16 protein-coding genes and 1 riboswitch are annotated in these 16,848 nt (G+C 72.7%); of the genes, 4 read left to right on the forward strand and 12 right to left on the reverse strand.

Annotated features, from left to right (window positions below):
• From pspM to C1I93_RS18595, 7 genes are all read right to left on the reverse strand, one after another.
• A partial coding sequence (gene pspM / locus C1I93_RS18565) for a phage shock envelope stress response protein PspM (RefSeq protein WP_111244562.1) occupies positions 1-747 on the reverse strand: 747 nt, incomplete at its 3' end.
• Between the two features lie 22 nt (positions 748-769).
• Positions 770-1,633 carry a PspA/IM30 family protein gene (locus tag C1I93_RS18570; RefSeq protein WP_111244563.1) on the reverse strand — a complete coding sequence of 288 codons (864 nt, stop codon included), beginning with the start codon at positions 1,631-1,633 and terminating at the stop codon, positions 770-772.
• A gap of 103 nt (positions 1,634-1,736) precedes the next feature.
• Complete coding sequence (locus C1I93_RS18575) at positions 1,737-2,195, reverse strand: helix-turn-helix domain-containing protein (protein WP_111244564.1); 459 nt, start codon at positions 2,193-2,195, stop codon at positions 1,737-1,739.
• 273 nt (positions 2,196-2,468) lie between these two features.
• The gene (locus C1I93_RS18580; protein WP_111244565.1) at positions 2,469-2,993 is read right to left on the reverse strand and encodes a CinA family protein; all 525 of its coding nucleotides are present in this window, start codon (positions 2,991-2,993) and stop codon (positions 2,469-2,471) included.
• Positions 2,994-3,042: 49 nt separating this feature from the next.
• Positions 3,043-3,636 carry a CDP-diacylglycerol--glycerol-3-phosphate 3-phosphatidyltransferase gene (pgsA, locus tag C1I93_RS18585; RefSeq protein WP_111244576.1) on the reverse strand — a complete coding sequence of 198 codons (594 nt, stop codon included), beginning with the start codon at positions 3,634-3,636 and terminating at the stop codon, positions 3,043-3,045.
• A gap of 56 nt (positions 3,637-3,692) precedes the next feature.
• Positions 3,693-5,213 carry a 30S ribosomal protein S12 methylthiotransferase RimO gene (gene rimO, locus C1I93_RS18590; RefSeq protein ID WP_111244566.1) on the reverse strand — a complete coding sequence of 507 codons (1,521 nt, stop codon included), beginning with the start codon at positions 5,211-5,213 and terminating at the stop codon, positions 3,693-3,695.
• Positions 5,214-5,255: 42 nt separating this feature from the next.
• Positions 5,256-6,185 (reverse strand): ornithine cyclodeaminase family protein, encoded by a 930-nt coding sequence (locus C1I93_RS18595; protein ID WP_111244567.1) that lies wholly within the window; start codon positions 6,183-6,185, stop codon positions 5,256-5,258.
• An 89-nt stretch (positions 6,186-6,274) separates the two neighbouring features.
• Positions 6,275-6,342: riboswitch (guanidine-III (ykkC-III) riboswitch) on the forward strand.
• 58 nt (positions 6,343-6,400) lie between these two features.
• Here C1I93_RS18595 and sugE point away from each other — a divergent pair.
• Together sugE and C1I93_RS18605 are read left to right on the forward strand one after the other, a co-directional pair.
• Entirely contained in the window at positions 6,401-6,715 is a 315-nt protein-coding gene (sugE, locus tag C1I93_RS18600) for a quaternary ammonium compound efflux SMR transporter SugE (protein ID WP_111244568.1), read from the forward strand.
• Between the two features lie 97 nt (positions 6,716-6,812).
• Positions 6,813-7,052, forward strand: coding sequence for a hypothetical protein (locus tag C1I93_RS18605; RefSeq protein WP_111244569.1), 240 nt, complete (start codon positions 6,813-6,815; stop codon positions 7,050-7,052).
• A gap of 116 nt (positions 7,053-7,168) precedes the next feature.
• Here the strand turns inward: C1I93_RS18605 and C1I93_RS18610 are convergent, their stop codons facing one another.
• Positions 7,169-9,595 carry an FtsK/SpoIIIE family DNA translocase gene (locus tag C1I93_RS18610; protein ID WP_111244570.1) on the reverse strand — a complete coding sequence of 809 codons (2,427 nt, stop codon included), beginning with the start codon at positions 9,593-9,595 and terminating at the stop codon, positions 7,169-7,171.
• A 113-nt stretch (positions 9,596-9,708) separates the two neighbouring features.
• On the opposite strand from C1I93_RS18610, the gene C1I93_RS18615 reads away from it, so the two are divergent.
• Together C1I93_RS18615 and C1I93_RS18620 are read left to right on the forward strand one after the other, a co-directional pair.
• A complete protein-coding gene (locus tag C1I93_RS18615) occupies positions 9,709-10,185 on the forward strand; it encodes a YbjN domain-containing protein (RefSeq protein ID WP_111244571.1) in 477 nt (158 codons plus the stop codon).
• Entirely contained in the window at positions 10,182-11,918 is a 1,737-nt protein-coding gene (locus tag C1I93_RS18620; RefSeq protein ID WP_111244572.1) for a type III secretion system chaperone family protein, read from the forward strand. The genes C1I93_RS18615 and C1I93_RS18620 overlap by 4 nt, the downstream gene beginning before the upstream one ends.
• Before the next feature lie 106 nt (positions 11,919-12,024).
• On the opposite strand, the gene C1I93_RS18625 is transcribed toward C1I93_RS18620, so the two are convergent.
• From C1I93_RS18625 to thyX, 4 genes are all read right to left on the reverse strand, one after another.
• Positions 12,025-13,209 (reverse strand): S1 family peptidase, encoded by a 1,185-nt coding sequence (locus C1I93_RS18625; RefSeq protein WP_111244573.1) that lies wholly within the window; start codon positions 13,207-13,209, stop codon positions 12,025-12,027.
• Between the two features lie 154 nt (positions 13,210-13,363).
• Positions 13,364-15,055, reverse strand: coding sequence for a ribonuclease J (locus C1I93_RS18630; protein ID WP_111244574.1), 1,692 nt, complete (start codon positions 15,053-15,055; stop codon positions 13,364-13,366).
• A gap of 52 nt (positions 15,056-15,107) precedes the next feature.
• Positions 15,108-16,034 (reverse strand): 4-hydroxy-tetrahydrodipicolinate synthase, encoded by a 927-nt coding sequence (gene dapA, locus C1I93_RS18635; protein ID WP_111244575.1) that lies wholly within the window; start codon positions 16,032-16,034, stop codon positions 15,108-15,110.
• A gap of 46 nt (positions 16,035-16,080) precedes the next feature.
• Entirely contained in the window at positions 16,081-16,824 is a 744-nt protein-coding gene (gene thyX, locus C1I93_RS18640; protein WP_111244577.1) for an FAD-dependent thymidylate synthase, read from the reverse strand.
• Positions 16,825-16,848: the final 24 nt, after the last annotated feature.

Raw genomic sequence — 16,848 nt, forward strand, 5'->3', positions numbered from 1 at the left:
CAGTTCGGCGAGGGCGGAGGCGAAGCCGTGGAGGAGGTCGGTGGCTTCGGTGAGCCGGGCGGCGGCGGGGTGTTCCAGCTCCGGGCGGTACTCCTCGGCGAGGTAGCCGGCGGCGGCCACCACCAGGCGCTCGTACGCGGCCACACCGTCCGCCAACTGTCCGGTGAGCGCCTGATGGGCTTCGGCCAGCGGGGGCCGGGCGTCGGCCGGGGCGAGACGTACCGCGCGTTCCACGCTGGCGACGCGGCTGGCCAGCTCGCGCAGGGACCGCTCGGCCTCGGCCGCCTCCGCCACCGCCGGCTCGGCCAGCCCGGTCAGCCGGACGGACATGCCGGCCATGGTCGCGGCGGCCCGGTCCAAGCGCTCCCAGGGCCCGGCGGCGGTGGTGCCACGCAGCGCGCTGCGGGAGCGGGCCCGGCGTACCTCGTTGACCACGCCGGCACCGGCGGGCAGGCGTTCCACGGCGGCGACCAGACGCGCCCGCGAACGGGCGGCGGCCTGGGCCGGATCGAGGGCGGGCGGAGCCGGCTGGGCGGCCAGGGTGCGCAGGTCGCTCCAGCGCCAAGCGGCCAGCGCCGTGGCCGCGCCCGCGGCGGCAGCCCAGGCCGCGTCACCCAGCCCGATCCCGGCGTACGGGGTCAGGATGGCCGTCGCGCCGCCGAGCCCACCGGCCAGCACACTCCACCGCCGGGCGGAGCGGCGTAGCTTGCCCAGCCGGCGGAAGTACCGGGTGCGCTCGTCTGCCACGTCGCCTCCTCGCTTCCCCGGCTCAGCCGGCGGCGGTGCTGTCGCCGGTGCCGCGTTCGCGGCTCATGTTGGCCCGGATCTCGTCGAGCCGCGCGACCGCCGGGTCGTTCGTCGCCACCGGCTGACCGCCGACGGCACCGCGTTCAGTGCCGGCGCCGAGCTGCTCACCGGCCATGCTGGCCCGGATCTGGTCCAGCCGGGCCGAGCCCGCGGTGTCCAGGGTCGCCTTCTGGATCTCCAGCATCCGGCCCTCGGTCGAGTTACCGGCCAGCTCGGCGCGGCCCATGGCGTTGGCGTAGCGGCGCTCGATGCGGTCACGGACCTCGTCCAGGCTGGGGGTGCTGCCCGGAGCGGTGAGCGCGGACATGGACTCCAGCGAGGCGGCCACACTCTCCTGCATCTTGGCCTGCTCAAGCTGGCTGAGCAGCTTCGCCCGCTCGGCCAGCTTCTGCTGGAGGATCATCGAGTTGTTCTCGACCGCCCGGCGGGCCTGCCCGGCGGCGGCCAGCGCCTGGTCGTGCAGGGTCTTGAGATCCTCCACCGACTGCTCGGCGGAGACGAGCTGGGTGGCGAGGGTCTGCGCGGACTGCTCGTAGCGGCCGGCCTCGGCCTCGTCTCCCTTGGCCCGGGCCTGGTCGGCCAGGACCAACGCCTGCCGGGCGTTGGACTGCAACCGCTCGACGTCGGACATCTGCCGGGAGAGCTTCATCTCCAGCTGGCGCTGGTTGCCGATCACCGCGGCGGCCTGCTGGACGAGCGACTGGTGCTGCCGGTGCGCCTCGTCGATGGCCTGCTGGAGCTGCACCTTGGGATCGGCGTGCTCGTCGATGCGGGCGCCGAAGAGCGCCATCAGGTACTTCCAACCCTTGACGAACGGGTTCGCCATCTCCGCGGTATCCCCTCAGTAGCGTCGCTGCGCCTGCCCCACGCCCGGGACGTGCACGATCAACCCTACGCGGCGAGCACCACCCCGGCCATCGACCGCAGGTTCAGGCGGCGCAGACCACGTCCCGGTCGGAGCGGTCGGCGGAGCGGACCCGGGTGCTGCGCAGGGTCGCCTTCAGCGGGGAATCCTGGCGCACGGAGACCGCGACGCTGCCGTCCGAGCTGACCTGGCGTACGCCCCGACCGGTGGCTCGGGCCACCGGCGCGGCGGCTACCGGCGTCGCCTCGGCCGGCTCGTCCTGCACCGGCACGAGCACGCCCGGCATCTGCTCGGCGAGCGCCACCGTGTCGCTGACCTCGCGGAGCAGCTCGGACAGGCGGGCACCCAGCGCGTCACAGATCGCGGCGAGCAGTTCGCTGGAGGGCTCTTTCTGACCGCGTTCGATCTCGGACAGGTACCCCAGGCTGACGTTGGCGGCGGAGGACACCTCCCGCAGCGTGCGGTGCTGCCCCTGCCGGCGCGCCCGCAGTGCATCACCGATCACCCGGCGTAGCAGGACCATCGCACCTCCCCTGAGGGACACAGTTCGTCCGGCCGTCCGAGCCGGCGGCTGCACCGGCCCGTTCGTCGGAGCCTTCCCGCAACCGTACCCGCTACGCGCCGCCGCGACATCCCACCCCGCCCCGCTACCTCACCCGCCGGGCTTCCAAAGCCACACCGACCTCCGCAGGGTGACGGTTCGACTACCGCCCTTCGGCGTGTCGGGCGGCGGCCGGTGGCGAGGCCGGCGCGGGCGGTCCAGGCCGCCGGGGCCGGGCGGCCCGGTGCCAGCCAGTCAACGCCGGGCCGCGTCGACACCATCCGGGACCTGGATGTGCTCGGCGAGCAGCCGGAGCGCCTCGGTCACCGCGCCCGCCCGGATGTGGTCACGCCCGCCGTCGAGATCGAGCTTCCGCACGTCGGTGCCGTCCGGACCGGCCACGGCGACGTAGACCAGCCCGACCGGTTTGCCGTCCTGCGGCTCCGGACCGGCCACCCCGGTGGTGGCCAGCCCCCAGTCGGCACCGCAGCGTTCCCGCCCGCCCTCGGCGAGCGCCGCGGCCACGTCAGGATCGACCGGACCGCGCTCGGCCAGCAACGGTGCCGGTACGCCGGCCAACCGCTCCTTCAACTCGGTGGCGTAGACCACCAGGCCGCCCCGGTAGGCGACGCTGGCCCCCGCGATCTCGACGAGCGTGGCGGCCAGCAGGCCGCCGGTGAGCGACTCGACGGTGGCGACGGTCTGCTGCCGTTCCGCAAGCCGGTGCACCACACTGGCCGCCGCACTGCCCATCGATCCTTCGGCTTCTCTCATGCCCATTTGTCGCATCCTTCCCGACCGGGCGGGGGTCTACGCGTCGAAGCGCCGATCAGTTGGCGGTTCGGCGCAGCCGCGCCGCCTGGGCGAGGTAGTCGAAGCCGGTGAGCACGGTGACCGCGACCGCCGCGGCCATGATCCACGGACCGATCCCGGCCAGGGCGGCCGGCATCGGCCACAGGTACCAGGCGATGGCGAGGATCTGGAGCCCGGTCTTGACCTTGCCGCCCCGGCTCGCGGCGATCACGCCGCGTCGGATCACCCAGAACCGCAGCGCGGTGATGCCCAGTTCCCGGGCGAGGATGACAGCGGTCACCCACCAGGGCAGCCGGTCGTAGACCGACAACAGCAGCAGGGCGGCGCCGGTCAGCGCCTTGTCAGCGATCGGGTCGGCCACCTTGCCGAAGGCCGTCACGAGCCCGAACCGGCGGGCGATCCAGCCATCGACGAAATCCGTCAGGGAGGCCACCGCGAAGATCAGCGAGGCGACGATCTGCCAGCCGGCATGAGTCATGCCCGAGACGACGACGAACGCGGCGAAGAAGGGCACCAGCACCAGCCGCAGCCCGGTCAGGGCGTTGGCCGCGTTGAGCACCGGCACCCGGGCCACCACCGGCAGCGGGGTGGACTCCGTCGCCCCGGTCATCGGCCCACCGTCGGGCACCACACCTCGTCGCTCCCCCGCCTCGTCCCGACCCGCCGTCACCGTGCCGCGCCGGGCGCCGCCGAGATCATCTCATCCGGCACCGCGATCAGGTCGACGCCCTCGGTGCCGGTCACAGTGGCCCGCACCAGGTCACCAGGGCGCAACGCGGCCAGGTCGACCCCGCCGCCGACCGGCGCGACAAGCGTGGTCGAGCCGTCCACCTCCGGTGCCTGGTGCGCGGCCCGTCCCTCGACGATCGCACCGTCGACCGAGTCGACGAGCACCTCCACCGTCGCGCCGAGACGCTCCTCGGCGCGCTGCGAGCACAGCTCGTCGGCGAGCGCGCTGAGCTTGTCGTACCGGCGCTTGACGGTGGCGGCGGAGACCTTGCCGGACAGCCCGGCGGCCTCGGTGCCGTCCTCGTCGCTGTAGTCGAAGACGCCTATCGCGTCGAGTCGGGCCTCGGTGAGGAAGCGGACCAGCTCGTCGACGTCAGCGCGGGTCTCGCCGGGGAACCCGACGATGAAGTTGCTCCGCGCGCCCGCCTCCGGGGCCAGCGCCCGGGCGCCGGCCAGCAGCTCCAGGAACCGGTCGGTGGAGCCGAATCGGCGCATCCGGCGCAGCACCGGCTCGCTGGAGTGCTGGAACGACAGGTCGAAGTAGGGTGCCACGCCTGGCGTGGTGGCGATCGCCTCGACCAGGCCGGGTCGGGTCTCGGCCGGCTGGAGGTAGCTGACCCGGACCCGGACGATGCCGTCGATCACCGCGAGCTGCGGCAGCAGTTTCTCCAGTGCGCGAGGGTCGCCCAGGTCCTTGCCGTACGAGGTGGAGTTCTCGCTGACCAGGACCAGCTCCCGGACGCCGCTCTTGGCCAGCCACTCGGCCTCGGCGAGCAGTTCGTCGGGGGTACGCGAGACGAAGGCGCCACGGAAGGCGGGGATGGCGCAGAAGGCGCAGCGCCGATCACAGCCGCTGGCCAGCTTGAGCGAGGCGACCGGGCCGGTGTCCAGCCGACGGCGCAGCACCGTGCGCAGGTGCGCGGGGGTGTGCTCGTCGACCTCGGCGGCGCTGCCGTGCCCCGGCAGCGACACCGTGCTGTCCCGGCGGGCCACCGGGGTCAGCGGCAGCAGTTGCCGCCGGTCCCGAGGGGTGTGCGCGCTGACCTCACGGCCGGCGACGACCGCGTCCAGCCGGGCGGAGATCTCCGGGTAGTCGTCGAAGCTGAGCACCGCCTGGGCCTCGGGGAGGCTGTCGGCCAGCTCCCGGCCGTACCGCTCGGCCATGCAGCCGGCGGCGACCACCTTCGCGCCGGTGTCGGCGGCGGCCAGCAGCGTCTGGATGGAGTCCTGCTTGGCCTTCTCCACGAAGCCGCAGGTGTTGACCACCACGATGTCGGCGCCCTCGCCGTCCGTTGTCACCTGCCAGCCGTCGGCGTGCAGGCGGGCGGCCAGTTCCTCCGAGTCGACCTCGTTGCGGGCACAGCCGAGGGTCAGCAGGGCGACCCGACGGCCGTGGTCGGGCGACTCCGCCGGGGACGCCGGGCCGGAGTGGTCGTAAGGGGAGGTGGCAGACACCATCCGAGGGTACCGGGCCGCCGCGTCCGATCCAGCGGGCGGCCGTCAGCCGGGCGCGGTCGCCGTGAGCACCCGGACCAGACGGTCGAGCAGGAACACCTCGGTGCCGGCGAGACCCACCGAGCAGAAGACCGAGATCTGGTCCGCGCCGGTGCGGCCCGCTGCCGCACCGGCCAGCACCGCGCCAAGATCACCAAGCCGGGCGGCGTACGGCGCTTCGGCGGCGAGCATCGGCGGGACGTACGACCGCGCCTGGGCCGGTGAGTCGCTGACCAGCACGGCGGCGCGGTCCAGCAGGTCGGTGGCGAACTCCGCACGGTCGCGCTGCTTGAACCCGACCGCGTTGACGTGGCAGCCCGGGGCCAGGTCGGCGGCGGAGAGCACAGGTGCCGGGCTGGTGGTGGCCAGCACCACCATGTCCCGGTCGCACACCGCCGCCTGGGCGGTCGGCACCGCGCGGGCCGAGATGCCGAGTTCGGCGCGAACCCTGGCGGCGAAGGTCTCCCGCCGCGCCGTCGATCGGCTGTGCACCGTCACCTCACGCAGCGGCCGCACCGCGGCGACGGCCCACACCTGGGCCCAGGCCATCCGGCCGGACCCGATCACACCGAGCGTGGCCGCGTCCGACCGGGCCAGCACGTCCACCGCCACCCCACCCAACCCGCCGGTACGCCGGGAGCCCAGTTCCTCGCCCACCGCTACCGCCCGGACCGCGCCGGTGCGCCCGTCGTGCAGCACCACCACCTGTTCGGTGCCGGGATGCCCGAAGGTGTCGTACGACCGGTAGCCGTACCACTGTCCGACCAGGTGTCCGGCGGTGAGCACCATCCGCCCACCCCCCAGCGACGCGGCGGTGCGGGGCGGAGCCACCAGCTGGCCGTCGTGACCGGCCAGCAGGGCCGCACGCATCGCGTCCACTGTGGTCGGAGCGTCCAAGGCGGCGGCGACCTCCGCGTCGGAGATGAGCACGGTCATGCCTCCATCGTGCAAGGTGAAGCAAGCTTGAGGTCCACTCGGGTGATCCGCGTCACGACTACTGTCCGCCAGCCGGTGCTACGGTCGGTCGCGACGGCCCGGCGTGGCCGTCCCGGACGAGTCGTGGGCGTACCCGGTCAGGCCAAGACGCCCCGTGAAACGGAATCGACTCCGCCCGGCACCCGGTGGCCGGGCGACGGCGAAGAGGTGACTCGATGGCCTGGATCGTGCTGGTGATCTCCGGACTGCTGGAGACGGCGTGGGCGGTGGCCCTGGACCGCAGCGCCGGCTTCACCCGACTGGTTCCCTCAGTGGTGTTCGGGATCACGATCGTGCTGAGCATGCTCGGCCTGGCGTACGCGCTGCGGGAGATCCCGGTCGGCACCGGATACGCGGTCTGGGTCGGCATCGGCGCGGTCGGCACCGCCCTGGTGGGCATGGTGGCGCTCGGCGAGCCGGCCAACCTGGCCCGGATCCTCAGCCTACTGCTGGTGGTCGCCGGAGTGGTCGGGCTGAAGCTCTTCCACTGACGCTCCGGTCGGCCCCGGATCCGATGATGCTGTTTGGACAGCGACCCCGGCGGGGTACTCCGCAGATCAACCGAAGAGCTGACATCCGGAGGAGATCATGGCCAACCCGTACGCCGGCAGCCGCCCGCGCACCAACGCCGCTCGCATCTGCACGATCCTCGGCTTCGTCTTCGCCGTCGTCGCCCTCTTCCTGTCCCCGCTGCTGTTCGGCCTGCTCGCCGTGGGGCTCGGCGTCGCCGGCGCGGTGCAGGGCGACAAGCCGCTCGGCTGGTACGCCGCCGGGGCGGGCGTGGCCGCGATCCTGCTCAACCTGGTGCTCGCCGCCGCGCTCACCTGAGTGCCCGACGAGTCACCACCACAGCCGCAAGGGCCCGCCGGTTACCCGGCGGGCCCTTCGCTGTCCGTACGGCCCGTTGCCGGACCACCGTCGGGCTGGCGGAGGCGTCGCGCGTGTCACTCCTCGGCGCCGTGCAGGCCGGCCAGGACCTCTTCCAGTTCGTCCGGCTTGACCAGCACGTCGCGGGCCTTGGAGCCCTCGGAGGGGCCGACCACGCCCCGGGTCTCCATCAGGTCCATCAGGCGGCCCGCCTTGGCGAAGCCGACCCGCAGCTTGCGCTGGAGCATCGAGGTCGAGCCGAACTGCGAGGTGACCACCAGCTCGATCGCCTGCACCAGCAGGTCCAGGTCGTCGCCGATGTCCTCGTCGATCTTCTTCTTGCCGTCCTGGGCGGGAGTCAGCACGTCCGGACGGAACTCCGGCTCGCGCTGGTCCTTGCAGAACTTGACCACGTCGGTGATCTCGCGCTCGGTGACCCAGGCACCCTGGATGCGGATCGGTTTCGACGCGCCCATCGGCAGGAACAGCCCGTCGCCGCGACCGAGCAGCTTCTCCGCGCCGGGCTGGTCCAGGATGACCCGCGAGTCGGCAAGCGAGGAGGTGGCGAAGGCCAGCCGGGACGGCACGTTGGCCTTGATCAGCCCGGTCACCACGTCCACGCTCGGCCGCTGGGTGGCCAGCACCAGGTGGATGCCGGCGGCCCGGGCGAGCTGGGTGATCCGGACGACAGAGTCCTCCACGTCCCGGGGCGCGACCATCATCAGGTCGGCCAGCTCGTCCACGATCACCAGCAGGTACGGGTACGGCCGGATCTCCCGCTCGCTGCCCGGCGGTGCCTTGATCTCCCCGTTGCGTACCTTGCGGTTGAAGTCGTCGATGTGGCGGACCCCGTTCGCGGCGAGGTCGTCGTAGCGCATGTCCATCTCGCGGACGACCCACTCCAGCGAGTCGGCCGCCTTCTTGGCGTTCGTCACGATCGGGGTGACCAGGTGCGGGATCCCCTCGTAGCCGGTCATCTCGACCCGCTTCGGGTCGATCAGCAGCAGCCGCACCTCGTCCGGCGTCGCCCGGGTCAGCACCGACACCAGCAGAGTATTCAAGCAGCTCGATTTCCCGGCACCGGTGGCGCCGGCAATGAGAATGTGGGGCATCTTCGCGAGGTTGGCGACCACGTAGCCGCCCTCGATGTCCTTGCCGAGCGCCACCACCATCGGATGGTGGTCGCTGGTGGCCGCGCGCGAGCGCAGCACGTCGCCGAGGGCCACGTTCTCCGGGTCGGTGTTCGGGATCTCCACACCGACCGCGCTCTTGCCCGGGATCGGGCTGAGGATGCGGACGTCCGCTGACTTCACCGCGTACGCGATGTTGCGGGAGAGCTGGGTGATCCGCTCGACCTTCACCCCGTGACCCAGCTCGACCTCGTACCGGGTGACGGTGGGGCCCCGGGTGAAGCCGGTGACGTCGGCGTCCACGCCGAACTGCTCGAAGACCCCACGCAGCGCGGCGATCACCTCGTCGTTGGCCTTGCTGCGGGTCTTCGGCGCGGCACCGCTGCCGAGCATGTTCGCCGGTGGCAGGGTGTAGTCGCCGGCCAGCCCGGTCAGCGCGAGCTGCTCGGCCCGGGTCGGCGCGGGCGAATGCTCCGGCGGATCGGCCGGCTTGCGGCTCGCCGGCACCCGCGACGGTGCCTTGCGCGGCAGAACCATGGTCTCCTGGAGATCCGCGCCGTCCACGTCGTCGAACTCGTCCGGATCGACAGGCGGCGGCACGCGCTTGGCTGGCCGGCGTCGGGGTGGAGCGGCCGGCTCCGGCTCCGGCTCGGTCTGGCCGAGCACGCTGCCGGCGAGCAGACCGAGCCGCTCGGGGATCTTGTTGATCGGAGTCGCCGTGACCACCAGCAGTCCGAACACGAGCAGCAGGATCAGCAGCGGCACCGCGACCCAGGCGGTGACCGCCCGCTCCAGCAGACTGCCGACAGCCGCGCCGATCAGGCCACCGGCGAAGTCCCGCTCGCCAGGGTCGGCCGGATGCTGGCCGATGTGCAGCATGGCGGCGGTGGCGACGAGCATGGAGCCCCAACCGATGAGGCCCCGGCCGCGGTGCTCGGGGTCACCGGGCTGTTGCATGAACCGCCAGGCCCCGATGCCGAGCAGGACCGGCACCACGATGGAGATCGCCCCGAGGAAGAGCCGGACCGTGTCGGCCAGCCGGGTGCCCACCGGTCCGGCCGCCGAGAACCAGATCGCCCCGCCGCTGAGCAGGGCGAGGCCGATGAGCAGCAGTCCGGCGCCGTCCCGGCGATGCTCGGGGTCGAGATCACGGCCGGAGGCGGTCCGCACCGCCCACCCCACCGCGTGGGCCAGCCCCATCCACAGTGCCCGGATCGCCCGACCGACGTACGCGGCGGGGCCGGGTCCCTGCGTCGCGGTGCGGCGTCGCGCCGGCGCGCGGGTCTTCTTGGCGGGCTGGCGGGCACGACTGTTCGTGTTACCGCGCGGCGACGCGCCGCGTCGCCGGCTCGCCTGAGAGGTACGGCCCGCCATAGCATCACCGTAACGGCGGCTCCCGCGTTACGCCGGTCTTCCTGGTGACCTCCGCGTGTCGCAGCGCGGTCCCCGCCACCTGTCGTGATATCTGCCTGGCGAAGGAGTGCCCGATGGCGTCGCCGGAGTTCGAGGACGATCCGGACGGTCCACTGGCCGGGCATCCGTCGACACTGCGGCCGTTGACACACGACCTGCTGGTGGCGGTGCTGGCTGGCCGGGGCCACCCGGTGACCACCGACATGGGCGGTGACCTGGTCGGCCGTTGGGCCGGCGGCCACATCTGGTTCCTGCGCGCCGGCACCGCCGGGGAGCTGCTCCAGGTGCGTACGGTCGCCGCGGACACCTTCCCGGTCGACCTCGTGCCGGTGCTGCACGAGTTCTGCAACACCTGGAACCGGGACCGGCTCTGGCCCAAGGCGTTCGTGCACGTCGACGACGCGGGGCAGGCTCGCGTCTGCGGTGAGGTCATCACCGATCTGGAACGCGGGGTGACCCCGCACCAGCTGGACCGGCTGCTCGACCGGGGCATCTCGACCGGCTGCCGGCTGGCCGCCGAGGTGGGCCGGCTCGCGGGGACCCGCTCGTGACCAGGTGGATCTCCGGTGGCCGGCGGCGCCCTCGGGCGGCGACGGTCGGGGGTGGACGTCGGGAACCGGGATTGGCCGACGCACTTGCCGACGCCCGGGACCTGCCCGACGGCGAGGCACGCGTCGGCGAGCTGGAACGCCTCGCCGCCCTCGCCGAGGCCACCGGTGACCTGCGGTCCGCCCTGGCCGCCTGGTCCGAGCTGATCGAGACACACCTGCGCGGCGGCGAGCGTTGGCGGCTCTTCGAGCCGGTGTGCCGCTGTCTCGACGCGGCCGAGCGGGCCGAGCGGGCCGAGCGGGCCGTGCCCCGCCCGGTGCAGCGGTCGGCCGGGCGGGCCGACGGATGGCCGGACGGTCTCGACGACGAGACGCTGCGCCGCTACCGGCGGTACGCCGTCGAGGCGCTGCTCGGCTCCCCGCGCATCGGCCTCGACCAGGCGCGGGCCCTGCTGGCCGGGCTCGGCGGGCAGGCCGGCGACGACGACGCGCTCGTCGCTGCGCTGCACTGCCGCATCGCCGACCACGTCGGCGACGAACCCGCCGCCCGACGCTGGCTGCACCGGTGGCAGGCCGCCATCGGCGACCCGGCCGCCGGCTGCCCGGACTGTCTGCCGCTGCGGCAGGCCGAACTGCTGGCCGGCTGGGGAGACCAGGCCGAGGCGCTGGCCATCGTGGAGTCTGTGCGCGACGCCCCGGCCGGCTGCACCGCCCAGCCCGAGGCCGCCCTGACCGGGGCGCTCCTGTCCTGGCTGCGCGCAGGGCAGGCCCAGCGGGCCGCCGAGGCGCACGTGCGGGCGTACCGCCGGCACCGGGTGACGCCGGAGGGCTTCGGGTACCTCGCCACGCACCTGCGTTTCTGCGCGCTCGGCGGGCACCTCGACCGGGGGTTGGAGATCCTCGCCGAGCAACTGCCGCGGCTGGACCAGCCGCACGACGACCTGTCCGTGATGGAGTTCACCGCGGCGGGGGCGTTGGTCTGCGCGCTGGCCGCGCCGCAGCGGGGTGACCGGCCGGTGCGCCGGCCGGCCTACCGGGGGCGGCCCGCCGCCGAGATCACGGTGGCCGCGCTCGGCAGCGAACTGCTCGGCCTCGCCACCGGGCTCGCCGGCAGCTTCGACGCCCGCAACGGCACCGGGCACCAGTCCGCTCGGATCGCCTCCTGGCTGGCCGAACGTCCGCTCGGCCAGCCGGTGCCGCTGCCCGACGACGAGACCGACGACGAGACCGACGACGACTTGGACGAGACCGACGAGCCGGCGGACGGCGATGGACCGGACGGCGATGGACCGGACCGCGATGGACCGGACAGCGGGCCGACGGCGGAGGAACTGGGGGCGTTGACCGTACGGATGATCATGGCCGCGCTGGACCAGCTCGGTGACGGGTACGCCGTCGACGCCGCCGGCACCGTGCAGGGGCGGTGCGGTGCCGCGATGATCCAGTTCCGGCGGGCCGGTGAACGCGGCGAGGTGTTGCACAGCCTGGTCGTGGCCGATCGTCGGCTGCCGGCGCGACGGCGGGCCGAGGCGTACGCCTTCTGCAACGGATGGAACCGCGACCGGCTGCTACCCAAGGCGTACGTGCGGGATCCGGGCGACGGTGAACTGACACTTGTCGGCGAGGTGACCACCGACCTGGCGTACGGGGTCGCCCCGGCCCAGGTCACCGTGCTGGTGGAGGCGGCGGTACGCACCGGCGTCGCGTACGCGGAGGCGGTCGCCGCCCTGCCCTGATGCCCGCGCCGCAGCACCGACGCCCACACCCACCGGACCCCTCGCGCCGCAGCACGGCCACTGCGGGCCCGGCCGTACGGAGATCCGCGCGGCCGGGCCCGCAGGGTCAGCGCCGGCCGCCCAGCGCCTGGAAATTCTGCGTGGTGAGCAGGGTCAGGTTGTTGCGCTGGAGGATCTCGTTGACCGGCTGGTAGAACGTGGTGCCGCCGACCCGGCAGTCACCCGAGCCGCCGGAGGTGACGCCCTGCGCCTGGTTACCCGAGATCCACGAACCGCCGGAGTCGCCGGGCTCAGCGCAGACGTTGGTCCGGACCAGCCCGCTGACCAACCCCTCCGGGTAGCGCACAGTGGCGTTGCGGGCCTGCACGGTGCCGCAGCTCACCCCGGTGGTGGAGCCGGAACGGCAGATCGACGAGCCGGTCGGCACCTCCTGCGAACCCGCCACCCGGGCGACGCCGCCCTGGAAGTCGGTCACCTCGGGCAGCACCGTGTTGTTGCCGCTGATCTGGACGAAGGCCCAGTCGTCGCCGGGGAAGGAAGAAGCGCGGAAGGCACCCAACGGCGACCCGTCGAAGTTGCGCACCGGGTCACCGACCTGTCCGCAGTGCCCGGCGGTGACGAAGCCGCCGACCACCGCGAAACCGACCGAACAGCGCCCGGGACCGTTCAGGAACGCCTCGCCGCCCCGCAGGTCGACGAAGAGGCGGGGCTGCTCCTCGGTGGCCATCCGGACCGCCTGGCGGGGCACGCCGGCGCGGTCCACGAAGCGCCAGCCGGCTTCCTCGGCACCCGGCTGGGCGAGCACCACGACGCTGTTCGAGGCGACATCGACGTACCAACCGGAGACCTGCCGGGCCGCATCGGCCGTACGGTCCATCCGGGTCTTGAGCGTGTCGAGCTGCCCGACGCCGCGCTCGACCACCTTGGGCACCGCCCCGGTGGCCTGCACCCGCCGAGCCTGGGCCGGGTCGGCTACCGCGACGTTGAGCTGGCTGCCGTCGGCGCTGAGCCAGCTGCCGGCGTAGTCCGCGCCGAGTTCCGTCCGGAGCTGGTCGACCACGCCGGTGGCCCAGCGTTCGGTCTTGAGTCGATCGGCCACCTGCGCCTGGGTCAGCCGCAGGTCACGGCGCATCGCCGCGACCACCTCCGGGTCGGCACCCTCCACCGCCTGGCTGGTCGGCGCGGTGCTCGGCGCGCCACCGTCGCCGGCGAACGACGGCAGGGTCACCGCTGCCGCCGCGCCCACCGCCGCCACCACGACACCGATGGCTGTCAATCGTCTGCGGTCCATCCGCCATGCTCCTCCCGGCCGGCGTGGGTACGCCTGCCGGACCGGAGTACGGGCAAAAGGTCCGAACGGTTGAACAAACCGGCTATCGAATTGGGTCAGTGAACGCCGATGGGCCGCCACGCGGCGAGCGGGCGGCCCATCGGTCTCGCGGAGCTCAGACCTCGACGACCGTGGGGACGATCATCGGACGTCGCCGGTAGGCGTCGTTGACCCAGCGACCCACGGTCCGCCGGACGATCTGCTGGAGCTGGTGCGGGTCGGTGATCCCGTCCGTGGCGGCCCGGTTCAGCGCCTCGGTCACCAACGGGATCACCGCGTTGAACGCCTCCGAGTCCTCGGAGAAACCCTTGGCGGAGACCGTCGGACCGGCGACCACCTTGCCGGTGACCGAGTCGACCACCACTGTCGCGGCGATGAACCCACCGTCGCCGAGGATGCGTCGCTCGGTGAGCAGCGACTCGCTGACGTCGCCGACGGCGAGTCCGTCGACGTAGACGTACCGGCTCTTGACGTGCCCGACCAGACTGGCCCGCCCCTCCACCAGGTCGACCACGTCGCCGTCCTCGCAGAGCACCACCCGGTCGGGCGCCACGCCGGACTCGATGCCGAGCCGGGCGTGCGCCCGCAGGTGCCGCCACTCGCCGTGCACCGGCATCAGGTTGCTGGGGCGTACGACGTTGAGCAGGTAGAGCAGCTCGCCGGCGGGGGCGTGGCCGGAGACGTGCACCTTCGCCACGTCCTTGTGCACCACCACCGCGCCGGCCCGGGCCAGCCGGTTGATCACCCGGTAGACCGAGGTCTCGTTGCCCGGCACCAGCGAGGAGGCCAGCACCACGGTGTCGCCGGGGGCGATGGTGATGTGCCGGTGGTCGCCGCTGGCCATCCGGCCCAGGGCGCTCATCGGCTCACCCTGCGAGCCGGTGGACATCAGCACGATCTGCTCGGGCGGCATCGACGTCGCCTCGTCCAGTCCGACGACCAGGCCGGCCGGGATGTTCAGCAGGCCCAGGTCCCGGGCGATGCCCATGTTGCGGACCATGGACCGACCGATCAGGGCGACCTTGCGGCCATGCTCCAGGGCCGAGTCGAAGACCTGCTGCACCCGGTGCACGTGCGAGGCGAACGAGGCGACGATGATCCGGCCCCGCGCCTTGGCGAAGATCGAGTCGAGGACCGGGCCGATCTCCTTCTCCGGCGTGACGAAGCCGGGGATCTCCGCGTTGGTGGAGTCCGACAGCAGCAGGTCCACGCCCTCGGCACCGAGGCGGGCGAACCCGGCCAGGTCGGTGATCCGGCCGTCCAGCGGCAGCTGGTCCATCTTGAAGTCGCCGGTGTGCAGCACCAACCCGGCCGGGGTGCGGATGGCCACCGCGAGCGCGTCCGGGATCGAGTGGTTGACGGCGAAGAACTCGCACTCGAACGGGCCGAGCCGCTCCCGGCCGCCCTCCCGCACCGTCAACGTGTACGGCTGGATCCGCCGCTCGGCCAGCTTCGCCTCCACCAGCGCGAGGGTGAACTGCGAACCGACGAGCGGGATGTCCGGCTTGTGGGCGAGCAGGTAGGGCACGGCACCGATGTGGTCCTCGTGGCCGTGGGTCAGCACGATCGCCTGGATGTCGCCGAGCCGGTCCAGGATCGGACCGAAGTCGGGCAGGATCAGGTCGACGCCGGGCTGCTCCACGTCCGGGAAGAGCACGCCGCAGTCGACGACCAGGAGCTTCCCGTCGTACTCGAAGACGGTCATGTTCCGACCGATGGCGCCGAGCCCGCCGAGCGGGATGATCCGAAGCCCGCCCTCCGGCAACGGCGGTGGAAGTGGAGCCTCCTCGTTGTGCGCCGCGGTCACGCTTTCACCTCATTCTGTGACGCCGTCACCCGGCGTCGCTCGTGTCGTTTGATCATTCGGGAAGTGGCAGGCCCGCTGCGGCGCAGTCGGCGCGCAGCTGGGCCAGTTGGTCCTCGGTGGCGTCCACCAGCGGCGACCGGACCGGACCGGCCGGCAGGCCGCAGGCGGCCAGGCCAGCCTTGACCAGAATCGTGCCTTGCGTACGGAAGATCCCGGTGAACAGCGGCAGCAGCCTGCGGTGCAGGGCCAGCGCGGTCGCCGTGTCACCGGCGTCGTACGCCTCGATCATCCGCTTGGTGTCCGTGCCGGTGAAGTGGGTCGAGGTGCCGACCACCCCGACCGCGCCGACGGCCAGCGCGGGCAGGGTGAGCGAGTCCTCGCCGCTGTAGTACGCGAGATCACTGCGGCTGGTCACCCAACTGGTGGCGGTCAGGTCACTCTTGGCGTCCTTCACCGCGACGATGCGACCGTGTTCGGCGAGGCGCACCAGCGTCTCGGTCTCGATCGGCACGCCGGAGCGGTGCGGGATGTCGTAGAGCATCACCGGCAGGCCGGTGGCGTCGGCCACGGCGGTGAAGTGCCGCAGCAGTCCCGCCTGCGGCGGCTTGTTGTAGTACGGGGTGACCACCAGCAGCCCGTGTGCGCCAGCCTTCTCCGCCGTGGCCGCCAGCTCGATGGTGTGCCGGGTGTCGTTGGTGCCGACGCCGGCCACCACCCGGGCCCGGTCGCCGACCGCCTCCACCACGGCCCGGATCAGGCGTTCCTTCTCTGCGTCGGTGGTGGTCGGGGACTCACCGGTGGTGCCGTTGACCACCAGCGCGTCGTTGCCCTGCTCGGCGACGAGGTGGTCTGCCAGCCGCGCGGCCCCGTCGAGGTCGAGCTCGCCGTCGGCGGTGAGCGGGGTCACCATGGCCGTGAGCACCCGGCCGAAGGGGCGGGACGCGGCCCGGACCGGGGCGTCAAGGTGGTCGTGCGTCATGAGGACAACCTAGCGGACTGTCGGCGGAGGCCCGCCGGGGAAGGGCTCAGGACCCAGCGGCGTACGGGCTCGCCGCGATCTCGGTGCCGTCCGGCAGAGTCGAGATCGTGAAATCGGCGAAGACGTTCGGTGCCACCCGCTGCAACTGCCGCAGGCACTCCACCGCCAGCTCACGGATCTCCACATCAGCGTGCTCGGTGGCCCGCATCGCGATGAAGTGCCGCCAGGCCCGGTAGTTGCCGGTCACCACGATGCGGGTCTCGGTCGCGTTCGGCAGCACCGCACGGGCCGCCTGACGGGCCTGCTTACGCCGCAGCGTCGGGTTGGGCTCGTCGGCGAAGCGCCGTTCCAGACCCTCCAGCAGCTCGGTGTACGCCCGTACGCTCGCCTCGGCTGCCTCGACGAACCGCTTGTGCAGCTCCGGATCCTCGGCGATGACCCGCGGCTCGACCATCGCCGCGTCCCGCTCGGGCACGTAACGCTGGGACAACTGGGAGTACGAAAAGTGCCGGTGCCGGATCAGCTCGTGGGTGAACGAGCGCGACACGCCTGTGAAGTAGAAAGTCACCGACCCGTGCTCCAGCACGGAGAGGTGCCCGACCTCCAGGATGTGCGCCAGGTAGCCCGCGTTCGTCGCGGTCGCCGGGTTCGGCTTCTTCCAGCTCTGGTAGCAGGCCCGCCCCGCGAACTCGGCGAGCGCCTGTCCCCCCTCGGCGTCCGTCGACCAGGCCACGTCCTCCGGCGGGTCGAACTGGGTCCAAGCGATCAACTTGACCTGGGGCTGCACCATCTCCGGCATGCCGCGACTCTAACC

It is taken from the genome of Micromonospora endophytica (assembly GCF_003236305.1).
Lineage (GTDB): Bacteria > Actinomycetota > Actinomycetes > Mycobacteriales > Micromonosporaceae > Micromonospora > Micromonospora endophytica.

Excerpts from the sequence above, each read along its gene's own strand:
- C1I93_RS18570 (WP_111244563.1), bottom strand. The coding sequence starts at position 1,633 with ATGGCGAACCCGTTCGTCAAGGGTTGGAAGTACCTGATGGCGCTCTTC.
- C1I93_RS18575 (WP_111244564.1), bottom strand. The coding sequence starts at position 2,195 with ATGGTCCTGCTACGCCGGGTGATCGGTGATGCACTGCGGGCGCGCCGG.
- C1I93_RS18580 (WP_111244565.1), bottom strand. The coding sequence starts at position 2,993 with ATGGGCATGAGAGAAGCCGAAGGATCGATGGGCAGTGCGGCGGCCAGT.
- pgsA (WP_111244576.1), bottom strand. The coding sequence starts at position 3,636 with ATGACCGGGGCGACGGAGTCCACCCCGCTGCCGGTGGTGGCCCGGGTG.
- rimO (WP_111244566.1), bottom strand. The coding sequence starts at position 5,213 with ATGGTGTCTGCCACCTCCCCTTACGACCACTCCGGCCCGGCGTCCCCG.
- C1I93_RS18595 (WP_111244567.1), bottom strand. The coding sequence starts at position 6,185 with ATGACCGTGCTCATCTCCGACGCGGAGGTCGCCGCCGCCTTGGACGCT.
- sugE (WP_111244568.1), top strand. The coding sequence starts at position 6,401 with ATGGCCTGGATCGTGCTGGTGATCTCCGGACTGCTGGAGACGGCGTGG.
- C1I93_RS18605 (WP_111244569.1), top strand. The coding sequence starts at position 6,813 with ATGGCCAACCCGTACGCCGGCAGCCGCCCGCGCACCAACGCCGCTCGC.
- C1I93_RS18610 (WP_111244570.1), bottom strand. The coding sequence starts at position 9,595 with ATGGCGGGCCGTACCTCTCAGGCGAGCCGGCGACGCGGCGCGTCGCCG.
- C1I93_RS18615 (WP_111244571.1), top strand. The coding sequence starts at position 9,709 with ATGGCGTCGCCGGAGTTCGAGGACGATCCGGACGGTCCACTGGCCGGG.
- C1I93_RS18625 (WP_111244573.1), bottom strand. The coding sequence starts at position 13,209 with ATGGACCGCAGACGATTGACAGCCATCGGTGTCGTGGTGGCGGCGGTG.
- dapA (WP_111244575.1), bottom strand. The coding sequence starts at position 16,034 with ATGACGCACGACCACCTTGACGCCCCGGTCCGGGCCGCGTCCCGCCCC.
- thyX (WP_111244577.1), bottom strand. The coding sequence starts at position 16,824 with ATGGTGCAGCCCCAGGTCAAGTTGATCGCTTGGACCCAGTTCGACCCG.